Below are 12,242 nucleotides of genomic sequence, written 5' to 3'. Positions count from 1 at the left end.
TCGTGCAATCCGACTCAAGCACGCCAATCTGAACGCGAAGCGAACATCCGGCAGTGAGTCGGAGATCGATTCTCCCCTCGCAGATGGACGACCGACAGCCCCCGTGCCGGGGTCATCCGGCGGTCGCGGGCCGCCGATTGGCGAGACGCGGCGCGCTCGCGTACACTCGTCCCCGGTACCGTGTCCGAGCGGCCGAAGGTGCAACTCTCGAAAAGTTGTGTGGGGGAGACTCCACCGTGGGTTCAAATCCCACCGGTACCGCCATCGAAAGCCCCTGCTGAGCAGGGGCTTTCGTCATGTCCGGGGGTCGGTCAGGTCGGTTGGGTCGGCCGTTGCCGCGGCGTCGGCGGCGGCCCGCGCGCGTTCGGTGTGCCGGCGCACGCGGTTGCGGTTGCCGCAGTCGGCGGCGACGCACCAGCGGCGGTTGCGCCGGGGCGAGCCAGCCGAGCGCCCCGTAGAACCGGCGGAGCAGGGGGAGATCGCGGACGCCGAGCGTCACGACGGACAGGCGAGGCGGCATCGACATGGCAGTAGTGTCTCAGACCGGGCAGGGTCAGGGCAGGTGCTCGTGCCGGGAGGTCACTCGTGCTCGGGCAGCAGCGGCGCATCCAGCCCCGGGTCGCGGTCGAGCTGCACCGCCCGCGCGACCGAGGCGGCCCCGAAGCGGTCGCGCACCGCGTCGAGCACGGTGTCGAGGCGCGCCTGGTCGTTCCAGTCGATGGGCAGCTCGGGCGGCATGCTGTCGGCCCGGCCGAGCTGCGACAGGGAGATGCCGATCAGGGTGATGCCCCGCGCACTGATCTCGGGCCGGGCGGCGGCGAGCAGCTCGCGCGCGACCTCGAGCAGCACCGAGGTGCGGTCGGTCGGTCGCACGGTGCGCGACCGCGTGGCCTTCGCGAAGTCGCCGTAGCGCAGCCGCAGCACGACGGTGCGGCAGACCCGCTCGCCGCCACGCAGGCGCCGGGCGAGGCGGTCGACGATCTGGGTGAGGAAGAGGTCGAGCTCCTCCTCGGTGCGGGGCTTCGTGCCGAGCGCCCGCTGCGAGCCGATCGACGACCGGCGCCGGGTGGTGTCGACGGGTCTCGGGTCGCGCAGCCGGGCCAGCGCGTGCAGGTGGGCACCGGCCGCCCGCCCCAGCAGGCGCTCGGCGGTGGCCTCCTCGAGCTCGGCCAGCTGCCCGACCGTGGTGATGCCGAGCCGGTGCAGCTTCTCGGCGGTCACCGCGCCGACGCCCCACAGCCGCTCGACGGGCAGCGGCAGCAGGAACTCCTGCTCCCGGTCGGGCTCCACCACCAGCAGCCCGTCGGGCTTGCACACCGCACTGGCCACCTTCGCGAGGAACTTCGTGCGCGCCACCCCCACCGAGATCGCCAGCCCTGCCTCGACCCGCACCCGCTCGCGCAGCCGCACGGCCACCTGCTCGGGCGTGCCGGCGAGGCGCCGCAGCCCGCCCACCTCGAGGAACGCCTCGTCGATCGACAGCCCCTCCACCAGCGGCGTGGTGTCGCGGAAGATCGCGAACACGGCCTTGCTCGCCGCCGAGTACGCCTCCATGCGCGGATGCACGAACACGGCGTCGGGGCACAGCTCACGCGCCTGGCGGCCGCCCATGGCGGTGCGAACCCCGCGCGCCTTGGCCTCGTAGCTCGCCGCCAGCACGACCCCGCCGCCCACGATCACCGGACGCCCCCGCAGCTCGGGCGCATCCCGCTGCTCCACCGACGCGTAGAACGCATCGAGATCGGCATGCAGCACACTCGCCTCGCCCCGCATCCCGCCTCCCGTCGCCGCCCGTCCGCCCCGCCGGCCTGCCGCGATGCTCCCACCCACCCCCGACATCGCCGCGCGGGCGTCGAGCGTCGAGCGTCGAGCGTCGAGCGTCGAGCGTCGAGCGCCGAGACGGTCGAGCGCTGAGATGCCGGAGAATGTCGATCAGTCGTCGAGGTCGGGCAGCTCAACGGTCTCGGGCCGAGGTGGATCGCTGTCGAGGACCGCCTGGATGATCCGCGCCGTACGCGTCGTGAGCTCATCGCCCGGATAGTACGAGCCGTACAGTTCTTCGACCTCATCGATGGTGCTGAACCCGAGGGCGGGGATGAGGACCTGCAGGTCCTCCAGCTCGCGACGTCCGCGCCGCTGCGCCGCGTGGACCTTCATGGCGAGAAGCGTCGGTGCATCGGCGACCTGCACGACCACGTCGTCGGAGTCGAGGATGGTCACCCAGCCTGCGGACCGCCCGAATCCGTTCGGGAGGAACTGGGCTGCGGCATCGTTCAGCCAGTCGAGGCGCCAGTTGCGTTCTCTCGCGATCTCCTCGACCGCGCCGGTGACGACGCCGATCGGAGTGAACGGCCCGTCGATGTCGGCGGTCGACGAGCGGTGGGCGTTGAGCGACAGAGCGATGGCGGCACCTCCGACGATGCGGACACGGGACGGTTCTCCGGTCTGGCGGAGCCGCGCGACGAGGTCCCGGAGACCTTCGATCATGTCCGCGCGGGTGAACTCGCTGCGGGCGGCCCCGCGCGCATCGGTCATGCGCTGGCGAACTCGTCCGCTTCGATCAGGATGCCCCGATCGCGAAGCGGTCGCGGAACCCTCGTGGCGTCGGCGGGGATGTGGCCGGAGGCGGGGGAGAGCGCCGGCGTCCACGCCCAGGTGGAATCGCCGCGTTCGTGAGTCACCCAGTCGGGGACGGGGAGGCGCGCCTGATTCAATCGCCACTCGACCACTCCGGCGAGGGCGGCGTTCCACTCGGGTGTCACGGAGACGGGTCGCTCGGCCGCGAGCACGAAGCGCACAGCGGGGTCGGCGACCGTGAGGTCGTCGGCCACCTGAACGAGCATCCGGTAGGCGCGACCGACCGAATCGTCGTGGAGGGCATCGGCCATCGCCGCGGCGGCCTCCGCTACCGTGGACCGTCCGTCGCTCTTGACGGCGACGAACCGCACGAGAGCTGCACTCGCGATCTTCTCGATGGTCGACGACGTCGGGTCGCGCCGTCCGTTCTCGATCGCGGCGATGTTCGAGCGCTGCACGCCCGATCTGATCGCTGCCTCGGACAGGCTCAGGCCCGCGTCGATGCGCGCCTGCTTCAATGCGCTGCCGATGCTCACTGGCGACCTCCTGCTGGTATCGAATTCGACACTAGCACGCAGGCAGGGCGCGAAGGCGGGTGTCAGGCCAGGGCGCGCTCCAGCAGGGCCGGGAAGGTGGCGGCGTCGAGGCGGGTGACGCGGCCGTCGTGCCGGTAGGCGCGCCACGACGAGGCCGCGAGCTCGTGGATGGTGAAGAGCGGCGTCGTCGCGTAGCGGGTGACGCGGAAGAGCGTCCAGACGCGCGGGTGCAGCACCGAGAGCGTGAAGCGCTCGCCGTCGAACGTGAAGTCGAGCGAGCCGCTCGTGGGGGCGGCGGTCGGGAGGGCGGAGGTGTCGATGGTCGGGTTGTCCTGCAACATGTCCATGCCGAAAGGCTACGCGCGCGACCCGAACGCGAGCTTAACGCGGGGCGAGATCCAGGTGCAGCCCAGGAGACGAGCGGCACCCGGCCCCGCGCGCAGCGACCGCGCCTAGACTGGCAGGCCATGCAGTGCTCCTACTTCGACGCCGGCATCTGCCGCTCGTGCACGCTGCTCGACCAGTCCTACGCCGACCAGCTCGCGGGTAAGGAGCGACGCAGCCGCGGACTGCTGGCCGCCTTCCCCGCCGCAGAGTGGCTGCCGGCCGCCGCGAGCGCGCAGGAGGGCTTCCGCAACAAGGCCAAGATGGTCGTCGGCGGCACGGTCGAGGCGCCGACGCTGGGCATCCTCGACGAGCGCCGCCGCGGTGTCGACCTCTCGCGCTGCCCGCTCTGCTCCGGCGGGATCCTCGCCGCGATGCCCGCGCTCACGGCGTTCGTCAGCGCGGCCCGGCTCGAACCCTACGACGTGCCGGCGCGACGGGGTGAGCTGAAGTACGTGCTCGTCACCGAGTCGCCCGACGGCGAGCTGATGGTGCGTTTCGTGGTGCGCGACGAGCAGGTGCTGCCGCGCATCCGTCGCGAACTGCCCGCCCTGCAGCGCGCGCTGCCGACCGCGGTGGTCGTCTCGGTGAACCTGCAGCCCGAGCACAAGGCGATCGTCGAGGGGGAGCGCGAGATCGTGCTGACCGACCGCGAGACGCTGCCGATGCGGCTCGGCGCGGTGACGCTGAGCCTTCGGCCGCAGAGTTTCTTCCAGACCAACACGGCCATCGCGATCGAGCTTTACGCCCAGGCCCGCGCCTGGATCGACGAGGTCGACCCCGCCTCGCTCTGGGACCTCTACTGCGGCGTCGGCGGCTTCGCCCTGCACGCGGCGGTGCCGTCGAGGCGCTCGCTGCTGGCCGGGGCGACGGATGCGCGGCCCGCGCCCACCGCGCCGAGCACCTCCGCCACCGACCGCCCGCGCGACGTCGTGGGCATCGAGGTCAGCCCCGAAGCCGTCGTCGCCGCGCGCGAGACCGCCGCCGCCCTCGGACTCGACCGGGTGCGCTTCGAGGCGGCCGACGCCACCGCTTTCGCACTGGCCGCGACCGAGCCGCCCGAGCTCGTGCTCGTGAACCCGCCCCGCCGCGGCATCGGCGCCGAACTGGCCGGCTGGCTCGAGGGGTCGGGCGTGCGGCACGTCGTCTACTCCAGCTGCAATCCCGTCACGCTGGCGTCCGACCTGGCGGCGATGCCGTCGTTCACCGTGCGCCGTGCCCGGTTGTTCGACATGTTCCCGAACACCGCGCACGTCGAGGTGATCACCCTTCTGGAGCGGGTGGCCTGACCGGTCCGCGACGCGCCAGCACGCTCGCCGCGTGGCCGAGGGCGCGGCGGGACTCGGGCGTGGACGTGGCCGCCACGAAGTCGTGGAACGCACCGCGGTAGAGACGGAGCTCGACCGCCGAGGGGGCGGGGCGCGCATCCGGAGCCGGGGCCGGCTGCCGCCTGGCGAGCTGCTCGGCTTTACGGGCGAAGCGCTTCGCGTCGGCGGCGAGCACGTCGTGCGTGCCCTGGTAGACGAAGGTCGGGGGCAGGCGCTCGAGCGAGTCGTTCAGCGGGCTGACGAGACGGCCGGCGATGTCGCCGTCGCGGGCCCAGAGCCGGGCGCAGTGCACGAGCCCGGGGGCGGCGAGCAGGGGATCGAGACGCTCGAGCCGGGGGATCTCGGGGTTCGACATCGTGGCGTCGAGCCAGGGCGAGAACAGCAGCAGGCCGTCGGGCAGCTCGCCGCCGCGGTCGCGCCGCACGAGCGTGTGGGCGAGGGCGAGGCCCGCGCCGGCGGAGTCGCCCGCGAGGAAGACGCCGCGACCGGCTGCGCGACGGCGCACCTCGACCATCACCGAGTCGAGGAAGGGCAGCGCCTCGCTCAGCGAGTGCTCGGGGGCCCGGGGGTAGAGGGGCACGGTGGCGGTGACGCCGCTGAGGGCGATCAGGCGGTCGATGATCCACCAGTGCGCCTTCCGCAGCGGGAAGACGTAGGCGCCCCCGTGCAGGTAGACGAGCTCGGGGGCTCCGGGGCGGCCGCGTCGCGGGGTCAGTGTCACGACGGGCACGCCGAGCACGGTCTCCTCGCGCACGTCGCAGCGGCGGCGGAGGGCCCGGGTCGGCGGCGCCGGGGGCCGCCGGGTCGCGATGGCGGCGTCGATCCGCGCGGCCGACCGGAAGTGGTTCGGCATCAGGCGCAGCAGCGAGCGCGCGAGCAGCATCGACAGCGACATCGCGCTACTTCGCCTGTTCGACGCCCAGCACGTTGCCGTCGGGATCGGTGATCCAGGCCACCCACGCCGAGCCCTGGTCGGCGATGCCGCTCACCGTCGTGATCTCGTCGGTGTCGTACTCCTCGGGCTCGATGCCGCGCTCGTGCAGCCAGGCGATCTCGGCCTCGAGGTCGTCGACGCGCCAGGAGGCCTGCGTCTGGGTGTCCTTCGTGCCGGTCGTGCTGAGCGAGGCCTTGAGGCGGGTGGCGCCGGTCTGGAACGCGATGGTCGAGTCGTCCTCGTCGACGATCGCGAGCTGGAGCTTCTCGCCGTAGAACTCGCGGGCGTGCTCGAGGTCCTTCACGAGCAGCACGACGTCGATGGGGTGGGTTCCGAGCATGGGGGCCTCCTTGATGCGTGTCGTTCCTCCAGCCTGTCCCGGTCGGGGCGTCGCGCCAAGCGTTCGGGGGCGCGGCTCCGAACACCATGCGAACATCGACCTCAGGAGGCCGCCATGGGTGCCGTGGACAGCAACGACACGAAGAAGACCCGCACGCACGTTCCGCGCAAGCGGTTCTGGCTCTACGCGGCCATCGCCGGCATCGTCAGCGCCGCCGCTCTGCTCGCCGTCGCCGAGGTGATCGCCCTCGTGGTCGCCCGCGACGGCAGCCCGGTGCTCGCCGTCGGAGCGTTCGTGATCGACATCGTGCCCCGCTGGGCCAAGGAGTTCGCGATCGAGACGTTCGGCGCGAACGACAAGATCTTCCTGCTCGGCTCGATCGGCTTCGCCGTCGTGGTCGCCGCCGCCCTCGCCGGTGTGCTGCAGCTGGCGAAGCGCCCGCTCGGTCTCGTGCTGTTCGGCCTGGCCGGTGTGCTGGCGATCGCCGCGATCGTCACCCGCACCGGCGCCACCCCCTTCGCGTCGGTGCCCACGATCATCGGCGCCGCCGCCGGCATCGTGCTGCTGCACCAGCTGGTGCGGCGCCTGGCCCGCTGGCGCGACGACGTGCGGGCGTCCTCCGTCGCGTCGACGGTTCCGGATGCCCGTGACTACGCCCGGCCCGCGGCCGACGCCACCCCGGCCGACGCCACCCCGGCCGACTCGTCCGCCGCCCCCCGCGCCGTCGGCGTCGACCGCCGCCGCTTCCTCGTCGGCACCCTCGTGGTCGCCGCGGCCTCGGCCGTGGTCGGAACCGGAGCCCGTCTCGTCTCGGCGGCCACCTCGTCGCTCGCCGGCATCCGGGACTCGCTCTCGCTGCCGACCGCGAAGTCGATGGTGGACGTGCCCGCGGGTGCCGAGCTGGACATCGACGGCATCACCCCGCTGTACACGCCGAACGCCGACTTCTACCGGGTGGACACCGCCCTCACCGTGCCGCAGGTCGACCCCGCGACCTGGAGCCTGAAGATCACGGGCATGGTCGACAAGGAGGTCACGCTGAGCTTCCAGGACCTCGTGAACATGGGCCTCGACGAGTACTCGATCACCATGACCTGCGTGTCGAACGAGGTCGGCGGCGGGCTCGTGGGCTCGGCGAAGTGGCTCGGTGTGCCGATCCGCGACGTGCTCGCGATGGCCGGGCCGCAGTCGGGCGCTGACATGGTGCTCTCCAAGAGCGTCGACGGCTACACCGCCAGCACCCCGCTCGACGCCGTCACCGACGACAAGCGCGACGCCATCTTCGCCGTGGCGATGAACGGCGAGGCGCTGCCGTTCGAGCACGGCTTCCCGGTGCGCATGGTCGTGCCCGGCCTCTACGGCTACGTCTCCGCCACGAAGTGGGTGACCGAGATCAAGGTCACGACCTTCGAGGCCGACCAGGCCTACTGGACCCCGCGCGGCTACGACGCCCAGGCTCCGATCAAGATGTCTTCGCGCATCGACACCCCGCGCGTCGACAAGCAGATCAGCGCCGGACCCGCGAAGATCGCCGGCGTCGCCTGGGCCCAGACCGTCGGCATCGAGCGCGTCGAGGTCTCCATCGACAACGGCGACTGGCAGGCCGCCACGCTCTCGACGCCGGTGAACGCCGACACCTGGGTGCAGTGGTTCGTCGACTGGACCGCCACCACCGGCACCCACTACGTCGCCGTGCGCGCCGTGGACAAGGCCGGCAACACGCAGCTCGAGGAGCGCGCACCGATCGCCCCGAACGGGTCGGCCGGCTGGCAGCGCACTCTCGTCACGGTGGTGTGAGCGGTTCCTGAGAGTCGCCTGATTCCGGATGCCCGGCGGAACGATCGGGAAAGAACGCTTGTTCTTCTCTATGACGCCGCAGCCAGCGACGCATGATCCGAGGAGTCCCCGTGACACAGGAGTACCAGGTAACCCCCGAGGCGCTCGCGCGCCTGACCCGGCAGCAGCGCCGGGTCACCCAGGACGACCAGACCGAGCCGGCCTTCCGGAACGAGTACTGGAACGACCACCGCCCCGGCATCTACGTGGACGTCGTCACCGGCGAGCCCCTGTTCGCCTCGACCGACAAGTACGACAGCGGATCGGGCTGGCCGAGCTTCACCGCCCCGATCGACCCCGCCAACGTGGTGACGAAGACCGACCGCAGCTGGGGCATGGCCCGCACCGAGGCGCGTTCGGCGCACGGTGACAGCCACCTCGGCCACGTGTTCCCCGACGGACCGCGCGAGGCCGGCGGCCTGCGGTACTGCATCAACTCGGCGGCGCTGCGCTTCGTGGCGCTCGACGAGCTCGAGGCCTCGGGCTACGGCGAGTTCGCCGCGCTGTTCGACCCCACTTCATCCGCCCGCGACTCCAAGGAGATCTCCCGATGACCGACGCTTCTGCTTCTGCCTCTGCTTCTGCTTCTTCTGCTCCCACCGCTCGTGCCATCCTCGCCGGTGGCTGTTTCTGGGGCATGGAGGACCTGATCCGCCGCCGCCCCGGAGTGCTCGCCACCCGCGTCGGCTACACCGGCGGCGACCTGCCGAACGCGACCTACCGCCGGCACGGCACCCACGCCGAGGCGATCGAGATCACCTATGACCCGACCGTCACCGACTACCGCACGATGCTGGAGTTCTTCTTCCAGATCCACGACCCGTCGACGAAGAACCGCCAGGGCAACGACGTCGGCACCAGCTACCGCTCGGGCATCTACTACCTCGACGAGGAGCAGCGCCGGGTCGCGGCCGACACGATCGCCGACGTCGACGCCTCGGGCATCTGGCCCGGCCCGGTGACCACCGAGCTGGCCGCGGCCGGCCCGTTCTGGGAGGCCGAGGCCGAGCACCAGGACTACCTCGAGCGCTACCCGAACGGGTACACGTGCCACTACGTGCGGCCCGGGTGGGTGCTGCCTCGGCGGTCGGCCTCGGCGGGCGCCGCTGCGGGCTCTGCTGTGGGCTCTGCGACCGCATAGCACACCGCTGACCGCTGTCAACGGGTGTCGGCTCCGGCTGCCCCGCCGATAGTGTCTCGCGGAAAGCGGGGAGTGTCCCTTCATCCCGGTCGCTCCCCGCTTTCTCGCACTCTACGCCGCCCCTGCCGGTGCCGGCTTGGCGTGTCGCCCGTCATCGCTGCATAGTGGACATTAGAACACATCTTCGAATGTCCGGAGCGCCTGATGAGTACGATCGACCTGACCGAGTTCGCCACCCTGTGGTTCACCGACGCCGTGCCCGCGCGCATGCTCTGGCAGGGCCGCCGCTGGCGGGTGAGCGACCGCCCCACCGAGCCCGAGGGGCTGTACTGGGGCACGCACGCCCCCGACTTCGCGGCCTGGCGCTTCCAGGCCACCGACGACGCGGGCCTCTCCCGCGTCTTCGACGTCATCCGCCCGAACGGGGCGCCGCACTGGACGGTCGCGCACGTCTACGACTGACCCGTCCCATCCGGTCGCGCGGGGCGGGCTGGTCGCTCAGCGCCGGCGGTAGGTGACGAAGCGGTAGCGGATGCCCGTGCGCGACTCCTGCCAGGCCTCCGTCGTGGCGTTCCGCTCCCAGAGGGCCCAGTCGATCACCGGTGCCCGTGTGTCGCCGTCGACGTCGAGGTCGATCTCGGTCACTTCGAGCCGGTCGGCCACCGGCACCGCCTGCCCGTAGACCTGCCCACCTCCGATCACCCACACGTCCGCACTCCCGCCACCATCGCCGAGTCCGGGTGCGGACTCGTGGTCGGTGACGGCTTCGCCCGCGCGACCGGTGAGCGCCAGCGTGGACTCGTGGTCGGTGACGGCTTCGCCCGCGCGACCGGTCAGCGCCAGCGCGGTCTCGACCGAGTCGGCACGCTCGGCCCCCTGGGCCGCCCAGTCGTGCTGGCGCGTGACGACGACGTTGCGGCGGCCGGGCAGCGGGCGGAACCGCTCGGGCAGCGAGTCCCACGTCTTCCGCCCCATCACGACCGTGCTGCCCGCGGTCAGCTCGCGGAAGTGCGCCATGTCCTCCGGCACGTGCCACGGGATGCCCCCGCCGTCGCCGATCACCCCACCCCGGGCCTCGGCCCAGATGAGGGAGACGGTCACACCGCCACCGCCGCGCGGATCGCCGGGTGGTGCTCGTACCCGACCACCTCGAAGTCCTCGTACCGGTAGTCGAAGACGCTCGGACGCTCGGCCGTGATGCGTAGCGTCGGGGGAGCGAACGGCGCCCGGGTCAGCTGCTCCTTCACCTGCTCGACGTGGTTGTCGTAGATGTGGCAGTCGCCACCGGTCCAGACGAAGTCGCCGAGACCGAGCCCGGTCTGCGCCGCGATCATCTGGGTCAGCAGCGCGTAGCTGGCGATGTTGAACGGAACCCCGAGGAACAGGTCGGCGCTGCGCTGGTAGAGCTGGCACGACAGCTTGCCGTCGGCCACGTAGAACTGGAACAGGGCGTGACAGGGCGCCAGCGCCATCCCGGGGATCTCGGCCACGTTCCACGCCGACACGATCATCCGCCGCGAGTCGGGGTCGGTGCGGATCGTGTCGATCACCTGCTGGATCTGGTCGATCTGTGCGCCGTCGGGCGTCGGCCACGACCGCCACTGCACGCCGTAGACCGGGCCCAGCTCGCCGTCGGCGTCGGCCCACTCGTCCCAGATGCTCACCCCGTGCTCCTGCAGCCAGCGCACGTTGCTCTCGCCCCGCAGGAACCAGAGCAGCTCGTACGCGATCGACTTGAAGTGCACGCGCTTGGTCGTGATCAGAGGGAAGCCCTCGGCGAGGTCGAAGCGCAGCTGCCGGCCGAACACGCTGCGCGTACCGGTGCCCGTGCGGTCGGACTTCGGGGTGCCGTGCTCGAGCGTCTCGCGCAGCAGGTCTTCGTACGGAGTGGCGATGGCGGAGGTCACCTTCCGACCCTATCCGCTGGGGCCGAAGCGCGGTCATCGAAGTACGCTGAGCAACGAAGGAAGGATGCACGACGTGAAGCGGATCAACATCCTGTACGCAGGCAAGCAGTACTCCATCTCGGGCCGCGACCTCGAGGAGGTCAAGGAGGAGATCCGTTCCGCCGTCGAGACCGCCGTGCCGTCCTGGCTCGAGGTCAACGTGGGCGAGGGCCGCTACAAGCGCGCCGACATCCTCCTCTCGCCCGGCGTCGACATCACCGTCATCGGCATCGACGCCGACGACTGACCCCACGTGACCACCCCCACCCCCGCCCCTGCCTCCGCTCCCGACGGCGCGACCGACCCCACCGGCGCGACCGGCTGCACCGGCGCGACCGGCTCCACCGGCGCGACCGGCGCAACTGGCGCGACCGGCGCGACCGACCCCACCGACCCCACCGATGCGACCGACGTCACCGTCACGCCGGCCCATGATCGTGTCGCCGAGCCCGAAGCAGTGAGTCGGATCGCGCCGCCACTCGCGGGCCTCCTGCACGAGCAGGACTGGCAGTCGCTGACCTTCCTGCACTGGCGCGTCGACCCGGCGGTCGTCGCACCGCATCTCCCGCCCGGCACCCGGCCCGACGTCTTCGACGGTTCGGCCTGGGTCGGCCTAATCCCGTTCCGTCTGGCCAACGCCACGGCCCCGGGCTTCCACCCGCTCGGCCCCATCCCCTACGCCGGGACCTTCCCCGAGATCAACGTGCGCCTCTACTCCGTCGACGAGAGCGGCCGTCGTGGCGTCGTGTTCTCGTCGCTCGAGTCGTCGCGCCTCGCCGCCGTCTCGGCCGCCCACGTGCTCTTCGGCCTGCCCTACCGCTGGGCGCGGATGTCGATCAGCACGGCCGCCGACCGCACGATCAGCTACCGCTCGGAGCGGCTCGGCGAGCTCGGCTTCGGAGGACGCCCCGGCCCGCACTCGCGCATCGACGCCCGCCCGGGCACCATCGACCGCTCGACCGACGAGCTCGCGGTCTTCCTCACCGCCCGGTGGGGCCTGCACATCGCCCGAGGCGGCCGCACCCGCTTCATCCCGAACGAGCACCCGCCGTGGACGATCGTCGACGCCGAACTCCGGTTCCTCGACGACGAGCTGCTCGCCGCCGCCGGGTTCCCCGACCTCGCCGGCCGCGCACCCGACTCGGTGCTCTTCTCGCCGGGCATCCACACGGCCTTCGGTCGCGCCCTCCCGTCCTGACCGCGAGTCGTCGCTCGAGGTG

Annotated in this window: 16 protein-coding genes and 1 tRNA gene; 8 read left to right on the top strand and 9 right to left on the bottom strand. The window is 71.7% G+C overall.

Annotated elements, in window-relative coordinates; all coding sequences use genetic code 11:
- The first annotated feature begins 174 nt into the window (after window positions 1–174).
- Window positions 175–264: transfer RNA gene (locus ITJ64_RS03035), tRNA-Ser, on the top strand.
- A gap of 30 nt (window positions 265–294) precedes the next feature.
- On the opposite strand, the gene ITJ64_RS19250 is transcribed toward ITJ64_RS03035, so the two are convergent.
- The 5 genes from ITJ64_RS19250 to ITJ64_RS03010 all read right to left on the bottom strand — a co-directional run bounded on the left by ITJ64_RS19250 (window position 295) and on the right by ITJ64_RS03010 (window position 3,460).
- Window positions 295–480 carry a CGNR zinc finger domain-containing protein gene (locus ITJ64_RS19250; RefSeq protein ID WP_194680695.1) on the bottom strand — a complete coding sequence of 62 codons (186 nt, stop codon included), beginning with the start codon at window positions 478–480 and terminating at the stop codon, window positions 295–297.
- Window positions 481–579: 99 nt separating this feature from the next.
- Entirely contained in the window at window positions 580–1,773 is a 1,194-nt protein-coding gene (dinB, locus tag ITJ64_RS03025; RefSeq protein WP_194679306.1) for a DNA polymerase IV, read from the bottom strand.
- Between the two features lie 159 nt (window positions 1,774–1,932).
- Window positions 1,933–2,535: a hypothetical protein gene (locus ITJ64_RS03020; protein ID WP_194679305.1), complete on the bottom strand. Its 603-nt coding sequence runs from the start codon at window positions 2,533–2,535 to the stop codon at window positions 1,933–1,935.
- Window positions 2,532–3,113 (bottom strand): helix-turn-helix transcriptional regulator, encoded by a 582-nt coding sequence (locus tag ITJ64_RS03015; RefSeq protein ID WP_194679304.1) that lies wholly within the window; start codon window positions 3,111–3,113, stop codon window positions 2,532–2,534. Before ITJ64_RS03015 ends, ITJ64_RS03020 begins: the two co-directional genes overlap by 4 nt.
- 62 nt (window positions 3,114–3,175) lie before the next feature.
- The gene (locus ITJ64_RS03010) at window positions 3,176–3,460 is read right to left on the bottom strand and encodes a hypothetical protein (RefSeq protein ID WP_194679303.1); all 285 of its coding nucleotides are present in this window, start codon (window positions 3,458–3,460) and stop codon (window positions 3,176–3,178) included.
- Window positions 3,461–3,580: 120 nt separating this feature from the next.
- Here ITJ64_RS03010 and rlmC point away from each other — a divergent pair, with 120 nt between their 5' ends.
- Entirely contained in the window at window positions 3,581–4,786 is a 1,206-nt protein-coding gene (rlmC, locus tag ITJ64_RS03005) for a 23S rRNA (uracil(747)-C(5))-methyltransferase RlmC (protein ID WP_194679302.1), read from the top strand.
- On the opposite strand, the gene ITJ64_RS03000 is transcribed toward rlmC, so the two are convergent.
- Together ITJ64_RS03000 and ITJ64_RS02995 are read right to left on the bottom strand one after the other, a co-directional pair.
- A complete protein-coding gene (locus ITJ64_RS03000) occupies window positions 4,761–5,720 on the bottom strand; it encodes an alpha/beta hydrolase (protein WP_194679301.1) in 960 nt (319 codons plus the stop codon). The two genes, rlmC and ITJ64_RS03000, sit on opposite strands and share 26 nt — an antisense overlap.
- A 4-nt stretch (window positions 5,721–5,724) precedes the next feature.
- The gene (locus tag ITJ64_RS02995; RefSeq protein WP_194679300.1) at window positions 5,725–6,099 is read right to left on the bottom strand and encodes a VOC family protein; all 375 of its coding nucleotides are present in this window, start codon (window positions 6,097–6,099) and stop codon (window positions 5,725–5,727) included.
- A 114-nt stretch (window positions 6,100–6,213) separates the two neighbouring features.
- Here ITJ64_RS02995 and ITJ64_RS02990 point away from each other — a divergent pair, with 114 nt between their 5' ends.
- The 4 genes from ITJ64_RS02990 to ITJ64_RS02975 all read left to right on the top strand — a co-directional run bounded on the left by ITJ64_RS02990 (window position 6,214) and on the right by ITJ64_RS02975 (window position 9,538).
- Window positions 6,214–7,896: a molybdopterin-dependent oxidoreductase gene (locus ITJ64_RS02990; protein ID WP_194679299.1), complete on the top strand. Its 1,683-nt coding sequence runs from the start codon at window positions 6,214–6,216 to the stop codon at window positions 7,894–7,896.
- 110 nt (window positions 7,897–8,006) lie between these two features.
- The gene (msrB, locus tag ITJ64_RS02985; protein WP_194679298.1) at window positions 8,007–8,489 is read left to right on the top strand and encodes a peptide-methionine (R)-S-oxide reductase MsrB; all 483 of its coding nucleotides are present in this window, start codon (window positions 8,007–8,009) and stop codon (window positions 8,487–8,489) included.
- Window positions 8,486–9,076 carry a peptide-methionine (S)-S-oxide reductase MsrA gene (msrA, locus tag ITJ64_RS02980; protein WP_194679297.1) on the top strand — a complete coding sequence of 197 codons (591 nt, stop codon included), beginning with the start codon at window positions 8,486–8,488 and terminating at the stop codon, window positions 9,074–9,076. The genes msrB and msrA overlap by 4 nt, the downstream gene beginning before the upstream one ends.
- Before the next feature lie 204 nt (window positions 9,077–9,280).
- Window positions 9,281–9,538, top strand: coding sequence for a hypothetical protein (locus tag ITJ64_RS02975; protein WP_173183305.1), 258 nt, complete (start codon window positions 9,281–9,283; stop codon window positions 9,536–9,538).
- Between the two features lie 36 nt (window positions 9,539–9,574).
- Here ITJ64_RS02975 and ITJ64_RS02970 read toward each other — a convergent pair whose 3' ends face one another.
- Both ITJ64_RS02970 and ITJ64_RS02965 read right to left on the bottom strand, forming a co-directional pair.
- Window positions 9,575–10,177 (bottom strand): dihydrofolate reductase, encoded by a 603-nt coding sequence (locus tag ITJ64_RS02970; protein ID WP_194679296.1) that lies wholly within the window; start codon window positions 10,175–10,177, stop codon window positions 9,575–9,577.
- Window positions 10,174–10,983 carry a thymidylate synthase gene (locus tag ITJ64_RS02965; protein WP_194679295.1) on the bottom strand — a complete coding sequence of 270 codons (810 nt, stop codon included), beginning with the start codon at window positions 10,981–10,983 and terminating at the stop codon, window positions 10,174–10,176. The genes ITJ64_RS02970 and ITJ64_RS02965 overlap by 4 nt, the downstream gene beginning before the upstream one ends.
- Window positions 10,984–11,056: 73 nt before the next feature.
- Here ITJ64_RS02965 and ITJ64_RS02960 point away from each other — a divergent pair, with 73 nt between their 5' ends.
- Entirely contained in the window at window positions 11,057–11,269 is a 213-nt protein-coding gene (locus ITJ64_RS02960) for a hypothetical protein (RefSeq protein ID WP_194679294.1), read from the top strand.
- 6 nt (window positions 11,270–11,275) lie between these two features.
- Entirely contained in the window at window positions 11,276–12,220 is a 945-nt protein-coding gene (locus ITJ64_RS02955) for a YqjF family protein (RefSeq protein WP_370545006.1), read from the top strand.
- Window positions 12,221–12,242: the final 22 nt, after the last annotated feature.

The organism is Herbiconiux sp. VKM Ac-1786 (genome assembly GCF_015350805.1).
In the GTDB taxonomy this organism is placed as follows: domain Bacteria; phylum Actinomycetota; class Actinomycetes; order Actinomycetales; family Microbacteriaceae; genus Herbiconiux.
The sequence above is the reverse complement of the archived record's forward strand: the minus strand, read 5'-3'. Positions and strand labels throughout refer to the sequence as shown.